This is a genomic window from Bradyrhizobium barranii subsp. apii, from assembly GCF_011516635.5.
In the GTDB taxonomy this organism is placed as follows: Bacteria; Pseudomonadota; Alphaproteobacteria; order Rhizobiales; family Xanthobacteraceae; genus Bradyrhizobium; species Bradyrhizobium barranii.
This window is the reverse complement of record NZ_CP096255.1, coordinates 8,297,458-8,320,434: the sequence shown is the minus strand read 5'-3', so window position 1 is coordinate 8,320,434 and position 22,977 is coordinate 8,297,458. Positions and strand designations below refer to the sequence as shown.

The 22,977-nt window shown below is 63.7% G+C and carries 20 protein-coding genes and 2 pseudogenes; 11 read left to right on the top strand and 11 right to left on the bottom strand.

Annotated features, from left to right (window positions below):
* Positions 1–345 precede the first annotated feature (345 nt).
* The 6 genes from HAP41_RS39895 (at position 346) to HAP41_RS39870 (ending at position 5,829) form a co-directional block, all read left to right on the top strand.
* Positions 346–2,742 (top strand): TonB-dependent hemoglobin/transferrin/lactoferrin family receptor, encoded by a 2,397-nt coding sequence (locus tag HAP41_RS39895; protein WP_166080199.1) that lies wholly within the window; start codon positions 346–348, stop codon positions 2,740–2,742.
* 136 nt (positions 2,743–2,878) lie between these two features.
* Positions 2,879–3,214 (top strand): heme-degrading protein HmuQ, encoded by a 336-nt coding sequence (gene hmuQ, locus HAP41_RS39890; protein ID WP_166080204.1) that lies wholly within the window; start codon positions 2,879–2,881, stop codon positions 3,212–3,214.
* Positions 3,215–3,244: 30 nt separating this feature from the next.
* Positions 3,245–3,748: a heme utilization cystosolic carrier protein HutX gene (hutX, locus tag HAP41_RS39885; RefSeq protein WP_166080224.1), complete on the top strand. Its 504-nt coding sequence runs from the start codon at positions 3,245–3,247 to the stop codon at positions 3,746–3,748.
* Positions 3,749–3,775: 27 nt separating this feature from the next.
* A complete protein-coding gene (exbB, locus tag HAP41_RS39880; protein ID WP_166080249.1) occupies positions 3,776–4,552 on the top strand; it encodes a tonB-system energizer ExbB in 777 nt (258 codons plus the stop codon).
* A gap of 3 nt (positions 4,553–4,555) precedes the next feature.
* Complete coding sequence (gene exbD / locus HAP41_RS39875; RefSeq protein WP_063981157.1) at positions 4,556–5,002, top strand: TonB system transport protein ExbD; 447 nt, start codon at positions 4,556–4,558, stop codon at positions 5,000–5,002.
* On the top strand, positions 5,002–5,829 hold the full coding sequence (locus HAP41_RS39870) for a TonB family protein (protein ID WP_166080285.1): 828 nt from the start codon (positions 5,002–5,004) through the stop codon (positions 5,827–5,829). The genes exbD and HAP41_RS39870 overlap by 1 nt, the downstream gene beginning before the upstream one ends.
* Positions 5,830–6,084: 255 nt before the next feature.
* On the opposite strand, the gene HAP41_RS39865 is transcribed toward HAP41_RS39870, so the two are convergent.
* The 4 genes and pseudogenes from HAP41_RS39865 to HAP41_RS39850 form a co-directional block, all read right to left on the bottom strand.
* Positions 6,085–7,440, bottom strand: coding sequence for an esterase-like activity of phytase family protein (locus HAP41_RS39865; RefSeq protein ID WP_166080297.1), 1,356 nt, complete (start codon positions 7,438–7,440; stop codon positions 6,085–6,087).
* Between the two features lie 80 nt (positions 7,441–7,520).
* Positions 7,521–7,979: a DUF6130 family protein gene (locus tag HAP41_RS39860; RefSeq protein WP_166080302.1), complete on the bottom strand. Its 459-nt coding sequence runs from the start codon at positions 7,977–7,979 to the stop codon at positions 7,521–7,523.
* Positions 7,980–7,998: 19 nt separating this feature from the next.
* Positions 7,999–8,995: pseudogene (locus tag HAP41_RS39855) on the bottom strand (alpha/beta fold hydrolase).
* Positions 8,996–9,067: 72 nt separating this feature from the next.
* Entirely contained in the window at positions 9,068–10,039 is a 972-nt protein-coding gene (locus HAP41_RS39850) for an MBL fold metallo-hydrolase (protein ID WP_166080318.1), read from the bottom strand.
* Positions 10,040–10,180: 141 nt separating this feature from the next.
* On the opposite strand from HAP41_RS39850, the gene HAP41_RS39845 reads away from it, so the two are divergent.
* Positions 10,181–11,074, top strand: coding sequence for a LysR family transcriptional regulator (locus HAP41_RS39845; protein WP_085398962.1), 894 nt, complete (start codon positions 10,181–10,183; stop codon positions 11,072–11,074).
* A 6-nt stretch (positions 11,075–11,080) separates the two neighbouring features.
* Here HAP41_RS39845 and HAP41_RS39840 read toward each other — a convergent pair whose 3' ends face one another.
* The 4 genes from HAP41_RS39840 to HAP41_RS39825 form a co-directional block, all read right to left on the bottom strand.
* Entirely contained in the window at positions 11,081–11,977 is an 897-nt protein-coding gene (locus HAP41_RS39840; protein ID WP_166080325.1) for a carbohydrate ABC transporter permease, read from the bottom strand.
* On the bottom strand, positions 11,970–12,926 hold the full coding sequence (locus HAP41_RS39835; RefSeq protein WP_071909793.1) for a carbohydrate ABC transporter permease: 957 nt from the start codon (positions 12,924–12,926) through the stop codon (positions 11,970–11,972). The genes HAP41_RS39840 and HAP41_RS39835 overlap by 8 nt, the downstream gene beginning before the upstream one ends.
* 169 nt (positions 12,927–13,095) lie before the next feature.
* Positions 13,096–14,439: an ABC transporter substrate-binding protein gene (locus tag HAP41_RS39830; RefSeq protein WP_135216984.1), complete on the bottom strand. Its 1,344-nt coding sequence runs from the start codon at positions 14,437–14,439 to the stop codon at positions 13,096–13,098.
* Positions 14,440–14,526: 87 nt separating this feature from the next.
* Positions 14,527–15,570: a C-terminal binding protein gene (locus tag HAP41_RS39825; RefSeq protein WP_166080339.1), complete on the bottom strand. Its 1,044-nt coding sequence runs from the start codon at positions 15,568–15,570 to the stop codon at positions 14,527–14,529.
* A 261-nt stretch (positions 15,571–15,831) separates the two neighbouring features.
* Here HAP41_RS39825 and HAP41_RS39820 point away from each other — a divergent pair, with 261 nt between their 5' ends.
* The 3 genes and pseudogenes from HAP41_RS39820 to HAP41_RS39810 all read left to right on the top strand — a co-directional run.
* On the top strand, positions 15,832–15,999 hold the full coding sequence (locus HAP41_RS39820; protein ID WP_166049266.1) for a hypothetical protein: 168 nt from the start codon (positions 15,832–15,834) through the stop codon (positions 15,997–15,999).
* Positions 16,000–16,097: 98 nt separating this feature from the next.
* Complete coding sequence (locus HAP41_RS39815; RefSeq protein ID WP_166080342.1) at positions 16,098–17,372, top strand: IS256 family transposase; 1,275 nt, start codon at positions 16,098–16,100, stop codon at positions 17,370–17,372.
* 46 nt (positions 17,373–17,418) lie between these two features.
* Positions 17,419–18,954 (top strand): annotated as a pseudogene (locus HAP41_RS39810) (methyl-accepting chemotaxis protein); the annotation flags it as partial.
* A 224-nt stretch (positions 18,955–19,178) separates the two neighbouring features.
* Here HAP41_RS39810 and HAP41_RS39805 read toward each other — a convergent pair.
* Both HAP41_RS39805 and HAP41_RS39800 read right to left on the bottom strand, forming a co-directional pair.
* Entirely contained in the window at positions 19,179–20,156 is a 978-nt protein-coding gene (locus tag HAP41_RS39805) for a Bug family tripartite tricarboxylate transporter substrate binding protein (RefSeq protein ID WP_166080377.1), read from the bottom strand.
* A gap of 90 nt (positions 20,157–20,246) precedes the next feature.
* On the bottom strand, positions 20,247–21,182 hold the full coding sequence (locus HAP41_RS39800) for a DMT family transporter (protein WP_166080398.1): 936 nt from the start codon (positions 21,180–21,182) through the stop codon (positions 20,247–20,249).
* Positions 21,183–21,287: 105 nt separating this feature from the next.
* On the opposite strand from HAP41_RS39800, the gene HAP41_RS39795 reads away from it, so the two are divergent.
* Positions 21,288–21,692: a DUF1330 domain-containing protein gene (locus HAP41_RS39795; protein WP_175618274.1), complete on the top strand. Its 405-nt coding sequence runs from the start codon at positions 21,288–21,290 to the stop codon at positions 21,690–21,692.
* A gap of 100 nt (positions 21,693–21,792) precedes the next feature.
* Here HAP41_RS39795 and HAP41_RS39790 read toward each other — a convergent pair whose 3' ends face one another.
* Positions 21,793–22,725 carry a DMT family transporter gene (locus HAP41_RS39790; protein WP_166080425.1) on the bottom strand — a complete coding sequence of 311 codons (933 nt, stop codon included), beginning with the start codon at positions 22,723–22,725 and terminating at the stop codon, positions 21,793–21,795.
* Between the last annotated feature and the right edge of the window lie 252 nt (positions 22,726–22,977).

Here is a 22,977-nt window from a genome sequence, read left to right as displayed (position 1 = left end):
CCGGCTCCCGCGTATGGTCAAACTTCTCGTTGTTGCAGAAGGGCTTTGTGTCGGCCCTGCCGCATCGCCGCTATTGTCTCCGGACGTTGCTGACATGGTAGGTGTGATGCGCTTTCGAAATTTCAGATGCGTCTTGTTTGTATAAGCGGCATCAGGCGCATTCCAACGGCGGCAATTTACAATCGATATAAACTGCAACCCGATGACATTGACCGTCAGGGTGTTGCCACGTAACCAAATGGAACAATGCGGGCCGGGGGGCCTGCACCAGAGAATAGCCAGCCAGTCGCTCGCCGCGCGAGCGCACGCCAGCCAAACAAGACATATCATGATTGGGTTGGGTGTATGGCTGACGGGGCTAGGTATTCGCGCGCGCTGATTTTGGGTGCGTCGGTGGTTTCAATTGCGGCGGTGTCGCCGGTGAGCAGCTTTGCGCAGACCGCGGATCAAACCGCGCAATCATCCAAGCCGGCGAAGCCCAAGCAGGCCAAGCGCAACCCGCCCAAGCCGCAAGCTGTTCAGCAGCAGCAGGCCAGCACCAGCGTGTGGGATGCACGCGCGCAGGCGATTGTCGGCGTCCAGGCGCTCGACACCATCACGGCCGCGGCCTCCAAGACCGACGAGCGCGCGGTCGATGCGCTCGCACCGGTCAGCGTCGTGACTTCGGCGCAGATCGAAAGCCGTCAGGCCAGCACCGTCGGCGATCTCATCTATAATGTGCCGGGCGTGTGGGTTCAGAACCGCGGCGATGAGCCGTCCACCTCGATCAATATCCGCGGCCTGCAGGATTTCGGCCGGGTCGCCGTCGTTGTCGACGGCGCGCGGCAGAATTATCAGCGCACGGGCCATTTCGCCAACGGCTCGTTCTTCCTCAATCCCGAGCTGATCAGCGGCATCGACATCGTTCGTGGTCCGACCGCGAACATCTACGGTTCGGGCGCGATCGGCGGCGTAGCGTCGTTCCGCACCAAGGACATCGAGGACGTCGTGCGTGCCGGCGAGCGCTGGGGCGTCGACGTCAAGACCATCCTTGGCAGCAATTACGGACGCGCGCTCGGTTCGGCCTTCGGCGGTGTTCACGTCAATCCGAACGTGGATGTGTTCGCGGGCGGCACCTATTCGACGCAGGAGAGCTACAAAGACGGCACCGGCTTCGAGGTCGCCAACACCGGCAACCGGCTCACCAGCGGCATCGCCAAGCTGACGGTGCGCCCGGCCGACGGGCACGAGATCAAGCTCGGCACCATCTTCCAGGAGGACATCTACAGCGTGGGTCAGCCGCCACGCCGTGCCGGCGATCCCAACTCGACCAATGCGAACGGCGCCAACAACCTGAGCGGCACGTCGATCTACAGGTCCGACGTCAAGAACTACACCACGACGCTCGGCTGGAAATATTCGCAGCCGGATGACCAGTGGTTCGACTGGGACGCGAAGGTCTACTGGAATCGCACCGAGAACGACCAGGTCAAGACCGCGCATACCAGCACGACGCCGTCGGTCTTCTGTGGCGGCGTGCCCGGCAATGCCGTGTCCGGCTGTATCGGCAGCAACCGCGGATATCTGCTCGATACGGTCGGCGTCGACGTGTACAACACCACGCGCTTCGATACCGGCAGCTGGCGTCACGCGGTGACCTACGGACTGGACGCGTTCCAGGACAAGGTGTCGACGCAGGACAGGACCGGCACTTCGGAAGTGACGACGCCCGGCGGTCAGCGTACGGTCTCCGGCGGTTTCGTGCAGTGGAAGGCGAACTATACCTCGATGCTCGAGGTGATCGGCGCGCTCCGCTACGACAATTATCAGCTCTCCTCGGGATCCTCATCGTCCAGCGGCGATCGCCTATCGCCGAAGATCACCGTCGGGCTCGTTCCCACGGCGGTCGTGACGCCCTATGTCAGCTACGCCGAAGGTTACCGCGCGCCGTCGATCACGGAAACGCTGGTCAGCGGTCCGCATTCGGGCGCGACGGTCAACGACTCGTTCTTCCGCTGTCCGTCGGGCACGCCGGGTCCGGGCGCGGATTCGACCTTCTGCTTCGTCCCGAATCCGAACCTGCGGCCCGAGGTCGGCAAGAACAAGGAGATCGGCTTCAACATCAAGAAGAACGATCTGTTCACGGCGGGCGATACGCTGCGCGGCAAGATCAACGTGTTCCGCAACGACATCTCCGACTTCATCGATCAGGTCGCCTATGGAAATCCGCTGGTGGTCCCCACCGGCCCGCCGCCGGCGCCCTCCATCACCGTGCTTCCGTTCCTGCAATATCAGAACGTCGCGTCCGCCCGCATCCAGGGTTTCGAGGCCGAGGCGATGTACGACGCGAACACCTGGTTCTTCGGCCTCTCCGGCAGTTACCAGAACGGCAAAAACCTCCAGACGGGATTTGGCCTGTACAGCGTTCCGCCGCAGAAGGTCACGACGACCGCCGGCGTGCGGTTGCTGGACCGGACCCTGATCCTCTCGGTGATGTGGACGTCGGTGATTGCGAACACCGACATCCCGCCGACCTATACGCCGGCGACGTCGTACGATCTCGTGAACCTCTACGCCCAGTATCAGCCGCGGCCCGATCTCACGCTGAACTTCTCGGTCGAAAATCTTCTCAACCAGTACTACCGGCCCTACGCCATTCCGGTCGGCAGCACGGGCGATACGCAAAACGACGTGAAATGGGCGAGCGCCGGCCCCGGGCTCGTGGTCAAGGGAGGCCTGAAGTACCACTTCGGCGGCATCTAAGGAGTACGCCGACGACAGCAAACGGGACGCCGTATTGACCGCCAGAGCCACGCTGATGTCCCAGCGTGGCTTCGGCACGTTCTGAAACATCCGCTCGGCATTCGCCGATCAACAAGACTGACAGGAGAAAAATCTGATGTTCATCGCAATGAATCGTTTCCAGGTGAAGCTCGGCTCGGAAGCTGCTTTCGAGACCGTCTGGCGCACCCGTGAATCCTATCTCGGCAGCATGGCCGGCTTCGTCGAATTCCACCTGCTGAAGGGGCCGGCGCTCGAGGACCACACGCTGTATTCCTCGCACACGGTCTGGGTCGACAAGGCGGCGTTCGAGGCCTGGACGCGATCGGACGAATTCCGCCGCGCCCACGCGCGCGCCGACAACAAGACCGGCGAAAGCCTCTATCTCGGCCATCCCAAGTTCGAAGGGTTCGAGGTCATCATGACCGAGCGCAAGACGAACGTGGCCGCCTAGATCGCGGCGGGTCAGGAAAGGGAGCCGGACATGCTGAGCACCGATCTCGCCGATCTCAAGGCGTATATGGCCGACAATCCCGGTGCGGTGATCGAGGACGTTGCGCGTGAGCGCAAGGTCACGCCGCGCGCGGTGATCGAGGCGCTGCCGTCGTCGATGGTGCGCGTTGGTGGCGGCGAGCATTTCGCCGCCGCCATGCAGGACATCGCCGCGTGGGGCGAGGTCACGCTCATCGTGCACACGGATGACGCGATCTTCGAGTTCACGGGCGCGGTTCCGGCGGGCGAGGTCGGCCGCGGCTATTTCAACCTGATGCAGCCGAAGGGATTGCACGGCCACCTCCGCCACGAGCGCTGCGCGGCCTTGGCCTTCGTCGAACGCCCCTTCATGGGCAAGACCTCGGCCTTCGTTGCGTTCGTCAATGCCGACGGCGGCATCATGTTCAAGGTCTTCGTCGGCCGCGACGAGACCCGGGCGCTGCGGGCGGACCAGCTCGTGCGATTCCGGCAGCTGGCGGACCGGGTCGCGGCGTAATTTCCTTCTGTCTGTCGGGAGATCAGGATGCAGAGCAATTTTGGGCTTCGGCATGTGATCCTAACAATTGGGCTGGTGCTTGCGCCGGCCCCGGCCTTCGCGATCGACGAAGCGCTGTTGCCGCGCAATCTGTCGCCCTGGGGCATGTTCCTCGGTGCCGACATCGTCGTGAAGGTGGTGATGGTCGGGCTCGCCGTCGCCTCGCTGGTGACGTGGACGGTGTGGCTCGCCAAGACCATCGAGCTGCGCCGCAAGAGCAAGCTCGCCGTAGAGCGGACGCGCGCGCTCGAGGGCAGGATGAAGCTGGCCGAGGCGGCGGAGCGGACCGGCGACGCGCATGATGCGGTCGCCCAGCTCATCCAGTCCTGCGCCAAGGAGGCGGAGCTCTCCGGCGGCATTGTCGATGACGGTCTTCAGGAGCGCGTCGCGCTGCGGCTGGAACGGGTCGAGGCCGCGATGTCCAGGCAGATCGCGCGCGGCACCGGCGTGCTCGCGACCATCGGCGCCACCGCGCCGTTCGTCGGGCTGTTCGGCACGGTCTGGGGCATCATGAATTCCTTCATCGGCATCTCCGAGAGCCACACCACGAGCCTTGCGGTGGTCGCGCCCGGCATCGCCGAGGCGCTGCTTGCGACAGCGCTCGGACTCGTCGCCGCGATCCCGGCGGTCGTGATCTACAATCATCTCGTCCGCGGCATCGCCAATTACCGCGCGCTGCTTGGAGACGCCTCGGCGCAGCTCATGCTGCTGGTCAGCCGGCAGCGCGACAACAGAGAGTTCCGCCTGGCGCGGGCGGCGGAGTAGGCCATGGCCGCGAAACTCGGCGCACGCGGGGGATCGCCGCTGAGGCGCGGCGACCCCGGCGATCTCGACGTCACCCATGAGATCAACGTCACGCCGTTCATCGACGTGATGCTGGTGCTGCTGATCATCTTCATGGTCGCGGCCCCGCTCGCCACCGTCGACATCGGCGTCGAGCTGCCGGCCACCGCCGCCGAGCCGGCGCCGCGGCCGGACAAGCCCACCTTCGTGACGGTGAAGCCGGATCTCACCGTCGCCGTCGGCGAGGAGACAATGGCACGCGAAGGCCTCGTCACGGCGCTCGATGCCGCCACCAAGGGCCGCAAGGACGAGCGCATCTATCTGCGCGCCGACAAGGCTGTCTCTTATGGCGACCTGATGGAGGTGATGAACACCTTGCGCAATGGCGGCTATCTCAAGGTCGCCCTGGTCGGCCTCGACGGACGCAGCTGATGTCGGCGAGCGCTTTTGCCCTGCATGAACCGCTCGGCGAGCGCGAAACGGCGCGTTGGGGCGTTTCGGCCGCGGTGATCGTGGCGTTGCATGTCATCGCTGCGGTGATCGCGATGAATTGGGTGCGGTCGCAACCGGAGCAGGGCGTCACCCTGCCTGCGGTCATGATCGACATGGCGCCGATCACGTCGGCGCCGCAGGCGACGCCGGATGACGTGGTGCCGGGGCCGGTGATGAAGGAGGCCGATGCCTCACCGCCGGAGCCGATGCAGCGGCAGGCGGTCGAGGAGACCATCGCGCCGACACCGCCGCAGGAGAAGCCCGACGTGGTGGCGCCGCCGGAGCAGAAGCTCGAGCCGACACCGGACAAGCCGGAGCCCGCGAAAATCGTGCCGCAGGAAAAGCCGGCGCCCGAAAAGCCGAAAGTAGTTCGTCCGGAGGCAAAGAAGCCGTCGAACGCGACGCCCGCGCCTCGCACCAGCGCGCCGCCGCGCGCCGAGCGGGAGGCGCCTGCAGCGTCCGCCATGAGCGCGGGCGCGATCGCATCGCTGGTTGCGACCTACAATCAGCGCGTCCGTGCGCATCTGATGCGCCTTCACTCCTATCCGTCCGGCGGCAACGGACAGCGCGGGCTGGTCCGGGTGAGTTTCACGATCGGCCGTAACGGCCAGGTCACGTCCAGCCGCATCGCTTCGTCCGGCGTTGCCGCGTTCGATGCCAAGGCCACGTCGATGATCCACCAGGCCTCGCCGTTCCCGCCGATCCCGGCGGAGATCAAGAACAGCTCGATGAGCTTTACCGTTCCGGTGGACTTTATCGTGCGGTGAGGTTGCTCTCTCGCTCCCTCGCCCCGTTCTTACGAGGAGAGGGCGGGGTGAGGGGCGGTCTCCGCGCACTCATCGCGAGTGTGGGAATGGAGTTCTATCCTCGTCATTACGAGCGCAGCGAAGCAATCCAGACTGCCTCTGCGGAGAGACTCTGGATTGCTTCGCTGCGCTCGCAATGACGGAGGGTGAGGCGCCACTGTCGGTTCCTTCCCTCTCCCCGTAAGAACGGGGAAAGGGAGAGGAGAGAGCGTCGGCTTACTTCGCCTTCAGGAAATCCGCGACTTCGAGCAGCATGAACTCGTCGTCGTCGGCCTTGTTGGGATCGCGGCTGGACGAGAACGGCAGGTTGTTGTCGTTGCCGACGATGATGTGGGTCTCGTCGACGCGATCGACGTTCTCGATGGTGAAGAACGGGAAGGTGTAGACGCCGTCATTGAGCGGCTTGCGGGCCTTCTTGTCGGGGTCCTGGATCTTCATCAGGTCGATATAGCCGATCTTGCGCACGGGCTTGCCGACATTGGCGTCGGTCAGCTCGATCTTGTAGACGCGCTTGAACTTGGCGATGTCGGGGAAGCAGTTCTCGCCGCGGGTGCCTTGCGGGCAGGCCTTGTCGGCCGTGCCTTCGCCGTTGTCGCGCTCGATGATGAGGCCGGAGGCCTGATCGATCATGTTGAAGTCGCCGATGGCGTTGCCGTTCTGCTCGAACACATACTGCCAGTAGCGGCCGGTGAATTTTTCGGCGGCGACGTCGAATTCGAGGATGCGGGAGGCTTCCTTGCCGTCGACCTTCTCCCAGTCCTTCTTGTCGGCGTCCCAGATCGGGCCCTCGAGCAGGCCGTAGAGGAACTTGCCGTCCTTCGACGACGCAAAGCCTTCATAGCCCTTGGAGCGGCGCAGGTTGACATTGGTGTAGGTCGCGCCCGGCGCGCCCGGCGTCGCCACGGCCCAGTTGTCCGGCGAGCGCACCGGCTTGCCGTCGGCAACCGTCTCGAACACGCCGAGGATCTTGCCTGATTTGTCGGCCTTCAGGATATAGGGGCCGAACTCGTCGCCGATCCAGAAGGTGTCGCCGATGATCTGGAAACCCTCGGTGTCGAAGTCGGAGCCGGTGAGGTAGCGCTTCTGGGTGTCCTCATGGACGATGCGGAACGGCACCTTCTTGTCGGGATCGTGCAGGAAGATGGTTTCCTGGCGCTCGATCTTGCCGCTGGCCCAATCCATCTTGTAGCGGTTCAGGTACAGCATCGAATCCGGCGAGTTGGCGCGCGCGCCCATGCCGTTGTCGGTGATGACCCAGTAGCTGCCGTCGGGCATGTGCTTGATGCCAGAATGGCCCTGGAGCGGCTGGCCCTTGAACGGCAGCGACACGCCGGTCGCACGCTCATAGGACTTGCCCATCACGGTGCCGAGCGCGTCGACGCGCTTGCCGGTGGTGTATTTGCCCGAGTTCTTGAGATCGGCAGGCGCGTCGGCCGGCGCGTCGATGAAGGTCGCGGCCGGCATCACCACGTGGCCGGCGAGCTTCGCCGGGAATTCACCCTCGTTCTGTGCAAGCGCAGTGCTCGCGGTGAGAATGATCGTTGCGACGGTGCTGAGAAAAGTCGCGCGCATGTGCGTCTCCTGTTAGTGGACGACGCCTTATGCGGATCGCATGTTGCAGTTTTGTGAAACCGGGCGAAACGCCGCAGCAGCTATTGTTTCGGCGGTGCCGGAGAGCGCGCCGGAATCTCGAAGCTGATGGTCTTGCTGTCGATCACGCGGTGCATGGGATCGGCCAACTCGAACAGTACCTTGTGCGGGCCCGGAGGCAGTCCGACCACGATCACGGTCTCGCCACTGGCATCGACAAAATGCCAGGGCGCATCATCGACCGTGATGTGGACGTGACCGATGCGCGGCGACACGTCGAGCGCGCCCTTGCCGAACACCGGCACGATCCGGAGATTTTCCGTGGTGTACTGGATGAAGACGAGGCCCTGCGCCAGTTGTTCGGCCAGCGGTGGATCGACTATCAGGCGGGCGGGCGCCTGCTTGTCGATGGCAACTAGCGGAGAGGGCCCGCGCACGTCGCGGGCGCTTTGGGCGACGGCGGCTGCCGCAAACATTGTGGAGACCGCCAGAGCGGCCACGACGTGGAGGGCCGCGTTCATGTTCGTTCCTTCCAGGTTATCAGGCGATCTTGCGGGCGAGGAAGTCGCGGATCAGCGGAACCATCTCGTCGAACCTGTCCTCGAGCGCGAAATGACCGGTGTTGATCAGGTGAAACTCCACTTGCGGCAGGTCGCGCTTGTAGGGATGGGCGCCGTCGGCCGGGAAGATGAAATCGTTCTTGCCCCAGACGATCAGCGTCGGCGGCTTGTGCTTGCGGAAGTAGGCTTGCACCGCGGGATACAGCGGCAGATTGGTCCGATAATCGTAGAACAGGTCCATCTGGATATCGCTGTTGCCGGGCCGGTCGAGCAGCGCCTGATCTTGTACCCAATTGTCGGGTGAAATCCGACTTACGTCCGACATGCCGTCGGTGTACTGGAATTTCGTCGTTTCCAGCGTGACCAGCTTCATCAATGCCTGTCGGCTGGTATCGGACCCGTCGGCCCAGTATTGCTTGATCGGATTCCAGAACTCCTTCAGCCCTTCGTCATAGGCGTTGCCGTTCTGGACGATCAGGCCGCTGACGCGCTCGGGATGCTTGAGCGCCAGCCGCCAGCCGCCAGCCGACCGGGGCGCCGTAATCCATGACGTACATCGCATAGCGGGTGACACCGAGCTGGCCGAGCAGGCCGTCGACGAGTTCGCCGAAGCGATCGAAGGTGTATTTGAACGATGTGCGCGGTGGCATGTCGCTCTGGCCGTAGCCGGGGTAGTCGGGAGCGATCACGTGATAGCGGTCCGCCAGAGCCGGGATCAGGTTGCGAAACATGTGCGAGGAGGTCGGAAAGCCGTGGAGCAGTAGCACCACCGGTGCATCCTTGGGCCCCGCTTCGCGGTAGAAGATCTTGATCCCGTCGACGGATTTGGTTCGATGGTAGACGACCGGATAAGAACCGGTGGTGCCGCGGCTGTCGCGCTGCGGTTTCGCCGATGCATCCGGTGAAGCAGTGGCAACGGCCAATCCGGACAATCCAACGACCAGGTAACGACGATCGATACGGGTTTGTGGCGGCATGACCTCTGCACTTTTCATGTCGATCTCCCTGTCCAGAATCGGTGGCTTTGCGGACGTCAGTCGTCCGCGGCTTCAAACGCCCTGGTAGACCAGCCGGGTGAAGAAGCCGGGGTCGATCACGAACTGCCCCCATATCGCATCGAAGGCCGCGGTCGGTTTGGCAGCCACGGCTTCGTCCCGCGTTCGTCCCTGGCTCTTGAGACGGGCGACGTTGTCGCGGATCGTCACCAGCATGTCGCGAAACGCCTGGAGTTCGGCTCTGTTGCCAACCGGCTTGCCGTGACCGGAGATCACGATCGTATCCTGTCCGGTCGCTGCGAGATTGGCTTCGGAAGCCGCGATCATCCCGTTGATGCTGCCGCCAGTCGAGTAATCGATGAACGGATAGATGCCGTTCCAGAAGGTATCGCCGACATGAACGACGTTGGCTTCTGCAAAGGTGACGGAGATGTCGCTGTCGGTATGCGCGGGCCCGTAATATTTCAGGCCGATCGAGGTTCCGTTGAGTCTGAGCTCATGGGTGCTGGAAAATACGTCGCTGGGGATGCCGCCTGGTCCCAGCGGAAGGAAATTGTAGTCCCAGTCCTCTACGCGCTGAACTTCGAGGAGGTACTTTCGCGTGTTCTCCTGCGCGATGATCCTGGCGCCAGCGGAATGGAGCCATTCGTTGCCATCGGCGTGATCGAAATGCCAGTGGGTGTTGACGAGATGGGTGACGGGATCGGCGCCGAGATCGGCCATCGCCTTGGTGAGCTGGGGACGCGAGACGCGGATGCCGGCATCGACTAAAACCTTGCCGTCGGGACCGGTCAGGACCGCGACATTTCCGCCGGAGCCTTCGAGCACGGCTATGTTGCCTCGGAGTTTGTGCGTGGTGATCGGCGATGTCGCCGCACTGTCCTTGATCAGGCTGACAAGGCCTCGCGCTTCAGGGTAGGCCTGCCGCGGCGAAAGCCAACCGTTAGTAGCGGCAATCGTCGCACCGCTCAGGCAGCAGAGACAGAAATTGCGGCGCGACAGCAGGGCTCTGGTCTCTAACTCCATAGCGTCCTCGATTGACGGCCGGGCGACGGCATTCAAAACGCACGGCGGCTTTGCGCATATCCACCGCGTAGCCGATTGTCGCTGTGGGGAGCAGACGGTATGCTTGAGAAGCACCTTCTCAAGATATGGAAAGCGTATCCGATGGACCGGTTGGAGGCAATGTCGGTGATCGTCGCGGTCACTGAGACAGGAAGCTTTTCAGCCGCTTCGCGGCGCCTCAACACGCCGGTCGCGACAGTCAGCCGCACGGTCGCCGAGCTGGAGGCGCGGTTGAAGGCCCAACTATTTCAGCGATCCTCGCGCCAGATGAAGCTGACCGATGTCGGACGATCCTACATCGAAGCCTGCAAGCGCATTATCGGGCAGGTAGACGACGCGGAGCGCGAGGTCTCCGGCGAGTACAGGATTCCGAAAGGAGATCTCGCGGTCACGTCGCCCTGGGGGCTCGGACACATGCACCTGTTGCCGATCGCGCTCGAATTCATGGATGCCTTTCCAGACATCGCGCTGCGGCTCGTCCTGACCGACCGCATTGTCAACACGGCCGAGGAGAATATCGACATTTCGGTTCGCATCGGCAACCTCCCGGACAGCAACCTGATCGCGACCCGAGTCGGCTCGGTCCGGTTCGTGCTCTGTGCGAGTCCCGGTTATGTTGCCAAGCACGGCCAACCGAAGGTGCCTGCCGATCTGGCTGCTCATGACTGTATCAGTATCGACAGCCTCGCGGCTCAGCGGAACTGGAAGTTCGTCATCGACGGCCGCGAAGTAGCGGTGCCGATCCGGTCGAGATTGACTTTGAGCGACTCCGAGGCTGCGGTCGAAGCCGCGATCGCGGGTGCCGGCATCACCCGCGTCATGTCGTACAAGATGGAAGCCGCACGGCGCGCCGGAAAGCTCGTTTTGATGCTGGAACCATTCGAACAGGCGCCATGGCCGGTGCATATCGTCTACGCGGAGCGCAAGCCCGAGCCACTCAAGCTCCGATCTTTTCTCGACTGGGCCACGCCGCGCCTTAAGGAGCGGCTCGCTTAGCTCGTGTTACTCCTTCACCGCACCGGTCAGCGAGGACACGTAGTAATCGACGAACAGCGAATAGAAGATCGCAACCGGCAGCGAGCCGAGCAGTGATCCCGCCATCAGCGCGCCCCACTGGTAGACGTCGCCGGTGACGAGCTCGGTCAGGATCGCAACCGGCACGGTCTTGTTCGCGCCGCTCTGGATGAAGGCGAGCGCGTAGATGAACTCGTTCCAAGACAGCGTGAAGGAGAAGATGCCGGCCGAGATCAGCCCGGGCACCGCCAGCGGTAGCGTGATCCGCCGCAGGATCTGGAGGCGCGTGGCGCCGTCGACCAGCGCGCATTCCTCGAGCTCGTAGGGGATCGACTTGAAATAGCCGATCAGGAGCCAGGTGCAGAACGGCACCAGGAAGGTCGGATAGACCAGGATCAGCGCCATCGGTGAGTCGAACAGGCCGAACTGCACCACGACGGTGGCGAGCGGGATGAACAGGATCGACGGCGGCACGAGGTAAGCGAGATAGATGCCGAGGCCAACATATGGACTGCCGCGGAAGCGCAGCCGCTCGATGGCATAGGCGGCGAGCGTGCTCGCGATCAGCGACAGCGTGCTCGACCCGATCGCAACGATCATCGTTGTCCACAGCCAGCGCGGATAGGCGGTGTCGAACAGCAGGTGCTTGACGTGCGCCAGCGTCGGCGAAGTGATCCAGAACGGGTTGTGATCCTTGAAGTTCATCAGCTCTGCGTTCGGCTTGAACGACGTGATCGCCATCCAGTAGAACGGAAACAGCAGGATCAGCACGAAGCAGCCGAGCGGCAGGTAGATCATCATCAGCCGCCGCAGCCCGGAATCCCAAGCCATGGTGTCGGGCGGTGTGTTGGCGACGGCGGCCGGCTGCGCGACAGTGTCAGTCATTGGCCTCTCCCTGCTGCCATTTGCGGCGCGCCAGGCCGAAATATGAGAACAGCGTCGCGAACACCAGGAACGGGATCATCGACACCGCGATCGCCGCACCTTCGCCGAGCTCGCCGCCGGCGATGCCGCGCTGGAACGCCAGCGTCGCCAGCAAATGGGTCGAGTTCACCGGGCCGCCGCGGGTGATGGCGTAGACGAGCTGGAAGTCCGTGAAGGTGAAGATGATCGAGAAGGTCATGACGATCGCGAGGATCGGCATCATCATCGGGAAGGTGATGTAGCGGAAGCGCTGCCAAGCGCTGGCGCCGTCGAGCATCGCGGCCTCGTAGAGCGAGGGCGAAATGGTCTGCAGGCCTGCGAGCAGCGAGATCGCGACGAAGGGAATGCCGCGCCAGATATTCGCCGCGATTAGCGAGAAGCGCGCTGGCCAGGGCGCGCCGAGGAAGTCGATGTTGGTGGTGCGCCAATGCAGCACGTCGACCAGCAAATAGGAGATGATCGAGAATTGCGGATCGTAGATCCACCAGAACGCCAGCGCCGAGAGCACCGTCGGCACGATCCAGGGCAGCAGCACGATGGCGCGGAGCAGGCTCTTGAACGGAAAATGGTTGTTGAGCAGCAGCGCGAGCCAGAAGCCGAGCGCGAACTTTCCGAAGGTCGCGACCGCCGTATAGAACACGCTGTAGAACACCGCGCCCCACCACAGGGGATCGGTGAGCAGATACTGGAAATTCTCAAGGCCCACGAAGACGCCACGTCGGCCGATCGTGGTGTCGGTGAAGGCGAGCCAGATGCCGAGACCGAGCGGATAGGTCAGAAACACCGCGAGGAGCCCGATCGCGGGCGCCAGGCACATCACGATCAGGAACGGCTTGTAGTCGAACAACCGCACCAGCCAGGATTGCTGCCGGTGCGCCAGTACGGGGGAGGAGAGGGTGGTCACGGACATCGGGTCGTTGTCCTGTTCTAGGCTGTTACCACACCGTCATTGCGAGCGATGCGACTTGTCCGCCGCAGCTTTGGCGAAGGCGGAAGCAATCCAGTCTGTCTCCGCAGTTGCAGTCTGGATTGCTTCGTCGCGTCGCTCCTCGCAATGACGGCCGCGTTGTCGTCGGCCGCTACCTCTGTCTGCGGAAGTACCGCTTGCAGCGCTGTTCCGCTTCCGCAGCCGCGGCTTCGGGCGTCGCCGCACCGGTCGCGACCGAGGCGAACATCTGCACCGTCACATAGTCCGCGCGAACAGCACCGGTGGCGGTCGAAATCGGACCTTTGTAGCCGGCGTAATACGTGCTGTTCATGGTGTCTCTGAAGATCGCGACCTTGGGATCGCCCTTCCACACCGCCGCATCGGCGTAGGCCGCAAGCGGTTGCGACCAGTAACCGCTGTTGGCGTTGAGCCACGGCTCGTACTGGTCCTTCTCCAGCATGAACTGCAGGAAGGCCTTCGCCGCGTTCGGATACTGGCTGTGCTTGAACACCATGGCGTTCAGCGTCAGTCCCGACATCGGCGAGATCGGTGCAAGGCCCTTCGGCAGCAGCTGATGTTCGGAATCCTCGGCGATCGCCGCGGTCGCCGGATCGTTCTTCAGGGAGAAATACAGCGAGACGCCGTTCGCCGTCAGCCCGATTTCCTGCGAGGAATAGGCGCGATTGTTGCTGACGTCGTTCCAGGACGGCGTACCGGCGATGAAGGTCGGGTAGAGCTCCTTCACGAAATTCAGCGCCGCGATGGTCTCCTTGCTGTTGATGGTGACATTGCCTTCCTCATCCAGCAGCGAGGCATTGTGCGACCACATCATCCAGTCCGCAAAGCCGTTGCCGTCGCCGACGGCATTGCCCAGCGCAAAGCCAGCGGGCTTGCCGGCCTTCTGCAGCTTCTTGCAGAGGTCCAGGAGCCCGGCATGATCGTCCGGCGCCTTGTCGAACCCGACGGATTTGAGGATGGATTTGCGATAGATCAGGGGACCGGCGGTGGCCCCGAACGGGAGCCCGATCCAGGTATCGCTCTTGGCCTTCTTGCCGTAGGCCTTCGCAAGGTTCTGCCAGCCGCCATACTTCTTGCCGAGATAGTCGGCGACGTCGGTCAGCTCGATCAGCTTGTCGACATAGATGTGCGGCGCGTCGGAGAAGCCGATGATGATGTCGGGGCCGGCGCCGGAATTTGAGGTCACCGCGGTCTGCTGGTTGATGTCCTCCCAGCCGACGAAATCGACCTTGACCTCGACCCCGGTCTCCTTGGTGAATTTAGCCGCGTTGGCACGGAACACGTCTTCGTCGGCCTGGACGAAGCGCACCGGCCGCAGCATGCGCAGGGACGCGCCTTTCTCGATCGGCAGTTTCGGTGCGGGGACGTCCGCGGCCTTGATTGCGGATTGAGCGTGCGCTGCAACACCGGTTGCCGCGAGCGCCGTAGCGGACAGGCCCAGAGCCAAGGCATCACGACGGGTGATGTCGTTCCTCATCAGTTCCTCCCTATGATGTCTCCCTTCCCGGCGTTGATCGCCGGTGAAGGGCCGTTCCGATTCCGGGCGCGTCTTGCGGCCGGCCGCCTAGCTGTTCGGGCCGCGATCCATGCTGACGGGCTGCCAGCGGCGGAGCGCGGTGTTCTGCAGCACCGACGGATTGACGCAGCTTACCGGCCACATGCCCTGAAGCACCAGTGACAATTCGTAGCCCACGCGGCGCTTGCGCGCCTCGTCGAACCGTGCCGAGGCCGAGGCGACATGGGCGGTCAGCGTCACGTTCTCCATGCTGAGGATGGGATTGTTGTGCGAGGGCGGCTCCTTCTCCAACACGTCGAGGGCGGCGTGCGCAATCCAGCCCTCCTGGAGCGCCTTGATCAGGCTTTCCTCGTCCACGGTGGCGCCGCGGCCGGTATTGATGAAGACCGAGCCTTTCTTCATCTGCCGGAAGTGCTTCTCGGTGAGCATGTGATGCACCTCGGGCCTCGCCGGGGCGTGCATCGAGACGAAATCCGACTGCGACAGCACCTCGTTCAGCGTCGCCGGGATCACGCCATGGTCGTACATCAGCGTTTCCTGGATGAAGGGATCGTAGGCCATCATGCGCAGGCCGAACGGGGCGGCGCGCTTCGCAACGGCACGCGCGACGCGGCCGAACGAGATGAAGCCGAGCGTCTGGCCCATCAGCCGCGGGATCTTCAACAGCGCTGGCCGGCCTTCGGCCCAGCGCCCGTCGCGCACCATCCTGTCCTGCTCGACCAGGCGGCGGAAGCCGGCGAGCAGCAGCATCATGGCGTGGTCGGCGACCTCCTCGATGAAGGTGTCGGGAATGTTGGTGACGGGAATGCCGCGGGCGGTCGCGGCCTTCACGTCGACGCTGTCGACGCCGACAGAGCCGAGCGTGATGACCTTGCAGCTCTCCAGCGCGTCGATGATGGTCTTGGAGATCGGGATGCCCTTGGCATAGATGGCATCGGCGTTTTTCGCGGCGGCGATGAACTCGGCCTCGTTGGCGGGGGCTTCGACGATCTCGGCATCGATCGGATCGAGCGCCTCTCGCTCATAGGAATAGTCGCTGCCTGCGACCGTGAAGCTCGCGCCCTTCGGCGTCACCACCCTGTATTTCGGCATTTCCTGCTCCCGATTTGGTCTGTCGGTTCTTGTTGTGACCCGCACCTTGTGGGCGGGCCTTTGCGTCTTTTACGCGAAATCGGAGCGGTCGCGTACAATCGTCGGTTGCCGCTGCGGCGATTTATTCGACTGTTTCGGCCTTCCGTCCGGGCTTCTACGGAGCTGCCCGTAACAGGTTGATAAGAGGTCACACACTAAAAGTTGAATCAAATTTATCGATTCCCTTGCGCGCCCGTATCCCATTATTGCCGGAGCTGTCCCGTGAAGTTGAGCAATCTGAAGATCGCCCCCAAGCTCGGTATCCTTGTCGGCGTCACCCTGTTCGGCCTTTGCCTCTCCGGTGTTCTCGCCGGCTATCTGATGAAGCGCGAGATGGTGAATGCGCGCATCGACCAGGCCAAGTCGATCGTCGACCTGGGTCGCAACTAGGGGATGTCCCGGGTTCTGTTGAATTTCTGAAGAGGTCGGCGTTGCCCACCTTGAGCCGGTAGGCTCGGGGTGCTGATTCCACAAAGGAGAGCAACGCCATGACGAGAGATATCACACCGGCTGGTTGGCCGGCGACCGGGGCTGTGGAGAAATCATTTGCGGAAGTGCGAGCGAGCTTCGATCGGTTCTGCCTTGCGGCAGGAATCGAGGCGCTCGGCACGATGATGGAGGCGGATGTGACAGCGGCCTGCGGGCCGCGCCACGGTCGTGATGCGGCGCGGCGGGCGCACCGTTGGGGCCGAACGCGGGGGCGGATCGGTTTCCACGGCGGCAAGATCGAGGTCGGTCGCCCGCGGGTCCGGGGCATGGACGGCCGCGAGGTCACGATCCCGAGCTGGGAAACGGCGGCGCAGGAGGACTGGCTCGGTCGCTGGGCGATGAACCTGATGCTGATCAATGTGTCGACGCGCCGGTTCGGCCGCGCCGTCCGGCTGCCCGAGGGTGACGTGCCGGCACCGCCCGGATCGGGGATTTCGAAGTCGGCGGCCTCGCGGAGGTTCGTGGCTCTGTCGGCGGCGCGGCTGGCCGACTTCATGGCTGCCGATCTGTCCGCGCTCGACCTTCTGGTGGTCCAAATCGACGGGCTGCATCTCGACGACGATCTCGTGCTGGTGGCCGCGATCGGGGTTGACGGCGAAGGCAACAAGCATCCGCTGGCGCTGGTGGAAGGGGCGACCGAGAATGCAGCAACGGTTCAGGCCCTGCTGGACAACCTGGTCTCGCGCGGGCTCGACCCGACGGTGCCAAGACTGTTCATCGCCGACGGCGCGAAGGCGTTGTCGAAGGCGATCCGCCGCACCTTCGGTTCGGCCGCTGCGATCCAGCGCTGCCAGATCCACAAGGCGCGCAACATCATGGAACGCCTGCCGAAAGAGCATCATGCGGCCACCCGCCGGGTGCTGCGCCAGGCCTGGGAGCTCGATGACGCCGACAAGGCTGAAAAATTGATCCGCAATCTCGCGCGTCGACTCGACCAGCAATGGCCCGGCGTTGCGGCCAGTATCCTCGAAGGCCTCGACGAAATCCTGACTGTCGTCCGGTTGAAGTTGCCGAAGGAGCTTCGCCGATCGCTCGCCTGTACCAATATCGCCGAGAACATGATGGGCACCATTCGCCGCGTCACGCGCAACGTTAAACGCTGGCGGGATGCCGGTATGGCCTTGCGATGGGTCGCGGCCGGTATGATCGAGGCCAACAAGGGCTTCCGACGATTGAAGGCGCATAAGCAATTGTCGGTTCTGCGTGCGGCCCTTCAAGCTCACCACGATCGCATGACAATCAAGTCCGTTGCCCACGTCACGAGGGCTGCGTAATATTCATTCCGGCAACGTCGACCCGACGTAGTTCAACAGCGATCGGGACATCCCCCGCAACTACGCCGCGGCGCTGAAGAAACGCGTCGATGCCGGCGAGTTGACCAAGGATGCGGCGTTGGCCGACCTTCGCCGCTACGGCAACGCGATGACCTACGACAACGGCTCGGGCTATCTGTTCGGCACGTCCTATGACGGCATCACCCAGCTCGCGCCCGATCCGAAGCAGATCGGCAGCAACCGCATGGATGTCGTGACCAACGGCCGCAAGCTCTCCGTCGAGCTGATGGACGGCGTCAAGGCCAACGGCTCGATCCTGCTCTATTATGATTACGTGAAGCCCGGCCAGGAGACGCCGATCAGCAAGATCGGTTACGCCGTCGCGGTGCCCGGTTTCGACATGTATCTCGGCACTGGCGCCTATCTCAGCGACATCGATGCCAAGATGGGCCCGGTCTACTGGCTGCTAGGTCTTGCCATGCTCGGCATCGTCATCGTCGCCGGCGGCGTTGCCTGGCTGATCAGCCGCGGCATCAGCCGTCCGCTGGAGCTGCTCGGCGCCCGCATGAAGGATCTCGCCGACGGCAAGCTCGAGGGTGAGATTCCCGGGGTTGGTCGCGGCGACGAGGTCGGCGCGATGGCTTCGACCGTCCAGATCTTCAAGGACAACGCGGTCCGCATCCGCGGCCTCGAGAAGACCGAGGCCGATGCCAAGGAGCGTGCCGCGGCGGAACGTCGCAGCGCGATGGAGGGCATCGCCAGCGATTTCGAGCGCAGCGTCAACGGCATCGTCCGCTCGGTCTCCTCGGCCGCCGCCGGCATGCAGAGCACCGCGCAGTCGATGACCGCGACGGCCAGCGACGCCTCGTCGCGTGCGGCGACGGTCGGCGCCGCCTCGCAAAAAGCCTCCGGCAATGTCGGCACGGTTGCCGCAGCCGCCGAAGAATTGTCGAGCTCGGTTGCGGAAATCTCCCGCCAGGTCACGCGCTCGACCGAAGTCGCGAGCCGGGCCGTCAGCGATGCCGAGCGCACCAACGCCACCGTGCAGGTGCTCTCGACCGGCGCCGAGAAGATCGGCGAGGTCGTCAAGCTGATCCACTCGATTGCGGCGCAGACCAACCTGCTCGCGCTCAACGCCACCATCGAAGCGGCGCGCGCCGGCGAGTCCGGCCGCGGCTTCGCGGTGGTGGCCTCCGAGGTCAAGGCGCTGGCGAACCAGACCGCGAAGGCGACCGAGGAAATCTCCGCGCAAGTGGCGGCGATGCAGACCTCGACCAGCGACGCGGTCACCGCGATCTCCGGCATCACCCAGACCATCGCCGAGATGAGCGAGATCACCGCCGGCATTTCCGCCTCGATCGAGCAGCAGGGCGAAGCGACCCGCGAGATCGCCCGCAACATCCAGTCGGTCGCGGCCGGCTCGAACGAGATCAACGCCAATATCGGCAGCGTCACCTCGGCCGCGGAAGCGACCGGCTCTGCTGCCACCGACGTGCTCACCAACGCCCGCGAGCTGGACAGCCAGTCCGGCGCGCTGCGCAGCGCCGTCGACGGCTTCCTCGCCAAGGTCCGCGCGGCGTAAAGCCGAACGCACGGAATTCGCTGAATTGGTAGGGTGGGCAAAGGCGCGCGAGCGCCGTGCCCACCTTTTTTCTTTTTCAACTTTTCGGCTGTCATGCCCCGCGAAGGCGGGGCATCCAGTACGCCGCGGCCCATCGGGTCAATCACCAACGTCTCGGAATACTGGATCGCCCGCCCCAGTGCGCAATTGCGCACAAGGCGGGCGATGACACCTTCCTAGACCCCCTACTGCTTCTCGATCTTCGCGTTCGTGATCAGCTTCTCCCACAGCACCAGCTGCTCGTTCACGAACGTGCCGAGCTGCTCCGGCGTGCCGGAGAAGGCGTCCATGCCGAGCGTGGCGAGCTGGGCCTTGATCTCCGGCTTCTCGACGATCTTCCTGATCTCGGCGTTAAGTCTGGTCACGATCTCCTTGGGCATGCCGGCGGGGCCGAAATAGCCCTGCCACGACGAGATGTCGAAATCGGGCACGCCGGCCTCCTGCATCGAGGGCAGGTTCGGCACCAGCGGCGAGCGGTCCTTGGTGGTGACGGCGAGCGCGCGCAGCGCGTTGCCGTTGACGTGGGGCAGGCCGGTCAGGATATCGACGAACATCATCGAGACTCGGCCGCCCATGACGTCGTTGAGCGCCGGCGGCGAGCTCTTGTAGGGCACGTGCAGGAGATCGAGCCCGGCATTGTGCGCAAAGGTCGCACCCGACACGATCGCCGAGGACGAGCCCGACGCGTAGCTCAGCTTGCCCGGATTGGCCTTGCCGTAGGCGACGAGCTCGCCGACGGTCTTGGCCGGCACCTCCGGGTGAATCACCAGCATGAAGGGCAGGTCGCCGGTGCGCGCGATCGGGGTGAAGTCCTTGACAGGGTCGTAGGTCAGGCTCTTGAGCAGGTAGGGATTGGCCGAATGCGTGGTGTTGGTCGTCACCAGCAGCGTGTAGCCGTCGGGGGCGGCGCGCGCCACAAAGGTCGCGGCGATCATGCCGTTGGCGCCGGCCTTGTTCTCGATCACGATGCCGACGCCGAGCGCCTGCGACAAATGCTGCGAGATCAGCCGCGTCGTGGTGTCGGTGCCGCTGCCGGCCGCGAACGGCAGCACCAGCGTGATGTTGCGGCTCGGATAATTGTCGGCCTGCGCGGCGGATGCGGCGGCGAGACAAAGTGCGGCTGCGCCGGCAGTGCGCAGAACGCGGATCAGTGATGACAGCATGTCTGGACGTTCCCTCTTTTTCGTTGGCGGGGAACCTAGCTTCTCTTCGCAAAAATCGGAAGACGGGAGTTTGCGGCTCGCTGCGCGGAATTATTTCACCGCAGAACCCTGGCGTGAGGCGAACACGACGCCGGCGAGCACGAGCGCATAGCCGATCAAATGAAACGGCTGGAGTTTTTCGCCGAGCAGCAGGATCGCCATCGCCGAGCCGAGCACCGGGACCAGATGGAAGAACGGCGCGGCGCGGTTCGGGCCAATCAGCGCCACGCCCCGGTTGAAGAAGAGATAGGCCAGCGTCGAGGGAAAGATCAGGATGTAACCCAGCGTCGCCAGCGTCACCCCGTCGAGTTGCAGGACACGGCCGCTTAGGGCTTCCCAGATCGCGGCGGGCAGCAGCATCGTCGCGCCGCAAAAGGTGGTGAAGGAGAGAAAGGAAAGCTGGTGGATCTTGGGCCGTCGCGGGATGAAGGCGGAGTAGAGCCCGAACGCCACGAGCGAAGAGGCGAACATGATGTCGCCCCTGTTGAAGCTGATGCTCGCGAGCGCGGCGAGATCGCCGCGCAGGATGATGATCAGCACGCCGAGAAGCGAGATCGCGATGCCGGCGAGCTGCGCACCCGTCAGCCGCACGCCGAACAGCACCAGCGACCACAGCGCCACGAACAGCGGTCCGGCCGACTGGATCAGCAGCGCGTTCAGCGCCTCCGTGTATTGCATCGCCCAGTACGAGATCGCGTTGTTGAAGGCAAAGCCGACCAGCGACAGGAACAGCATCAGCGGCAGGCTCTTGCGCAAATTCGGCCAGTCGCGCTTCAGATGCGGCCAGGCGAACGGCAACAGGATCAGGAACACGCCGAACCAGCGGATGGTGGTCACCGTCAGCGGCGGCACGTGCGCGCCGACATGGCGCGCGAGCACGATGTTGCCGGCCCAGAACAGCGAGCTCAGGCTGAGCAGCAGGTAAGGCTGGTTGTTGAGCCAACTGGCCGGATTCGAGGCCTTTGGCGCGGGCGAAGCAATCGTCATTGGCGTTGGATGCGACCTTGCGCCGGATTCTTGTTGTGACACAAGTCTTGCGGCCGCAAGGCTACAATGCAGGCATGGCTTGAGGAGGTGTCATTGGCGGTTAATATGTTGAACATCGAGGGCCTGGAGCGGCTCGATGCAAATGCGCCGGTGGTGATGCTGAACCTGATGCGTTTTCACCAGCGCTCGCGCGACGGCGACGGTTCGGGCTGGGACGCATATCTTCGTTACAGTGCGATCACGGTGCGCATGATCAGGGCACGCGGCGGCACGCTGCTGTGGACCGGCGAAGCGAAGGCGGTCGCGCTTGGCCCGCACGATGGCAACGACTGGGATTTCGTCGCGCTGGTCTATTACCCAACGGTTGCGGCTTTCATCGACATGATGACGTCGGAGGCTTACGAGACGCAGGCCGACCCGCATCGCGTCAACGGCTGCGCCGAGCACGTGATCATCGCGACGAACGAAGCGTACAGCAAGTTCAGGATGAGTTCACACCGAGATTCGTAGGGTGGGCAAAGGCGCGCGCTTCGCGCGCCGTGCCCACCATCCTTCCCGTTTCAACTGGCATGGTGGGCACGCTTCGCTTTGCCCACCCTACGATGGTGAGTTAAGTCGCCTGCTTCCTTGACGCCACGAACACGCCGGCCAGCACCAGCGCAAAGCCGATGAAATGGAACGCCTGCGGGTGTTCACCGAGGAATGCCATCGCCATGATCGAGCCGAACACCGGCACGACGTGAAAGAACGGCGCGGCGCGGTTCGCGCCGATCAGGCGCACGCCGCGATTGAAGCAGAGGTAGGCGAGCGTCGATGGGAACACCGCGACATAGAACAGCGTCAGCAGGTTCGGCCCGTCGAGCTTCATCACCGGACGCGCGGACAATTCCCAGATCTCGAGCGGAATGAGGCAGGCGGCGCCGGCGCCGAAGGTGAAGGCGAGGAACGACAGGCCGTGCATCGGCGGCCGCTTCAGGGTCAGCACCGAATACAGCGCGAAGATGATCAGCGCGACGATGAAGATGAGGTCACCCTTGTTGAACGCGATGTTCGACAGCGTGGTGAAATCGCCATGCAGCAGGATCATCAGCACGCCGCACATCGAGAGAGCCACGCCGAACGCCTGTGCCGCGGTGAGGCGGACGCCGAGGATCGCCAGCGACCACAGCGCCACGACCAGCGGGGCGGCCGACTGCAGCAGCAGCGTGTTGAGCGCCTGGGTATGTTCCAGCGCCCAATATTGCAGCGTGTTGAAGGCGCCGATGCCGGTGATCGACAGCACGATCATCAGGCCGAGCCTGCTGCGGATCGCGGGCCAGTCCTGGGCGAGATGTTTCCAGGCGAACGGCAGCACCAGCAGGAAGGCGAAGGTCCAGCGCAGGAACGACAGCGTCACCGGCGGGATGTGGCCGGCGGCCAGCCGCCCGACGATGGCGTTGCCGGCCCAGCACAGCGCGGTGATGCTGAGGAGCAAATAAGGCTGGTTGGCGATCCAGCCGTGACTGGATGATTCGGTGCTCGTGGTCTGGCCGGTGGCGGACATTGTGGTTGTTATGGCCCCCGCGTGGAGTACGCCGAGGCACCGGCCCGGCAAGCGCGGGCCGGCTGATAGCCCGGCATGCCCAAAGACACGGAAATCGAAGTGGCATCAACGGGGGGCGGACGCATCGCGACCATGCAGCGGCGGATCAGCCTCGCGCTTTGGCCGAAGCTTACGAAATGGCCATGGAAGGCTTCTGGATTTTACGGGGATATCAAAGGGTTAAAGTGCGTCTTGAGCCCCGAAAAAGCCCCG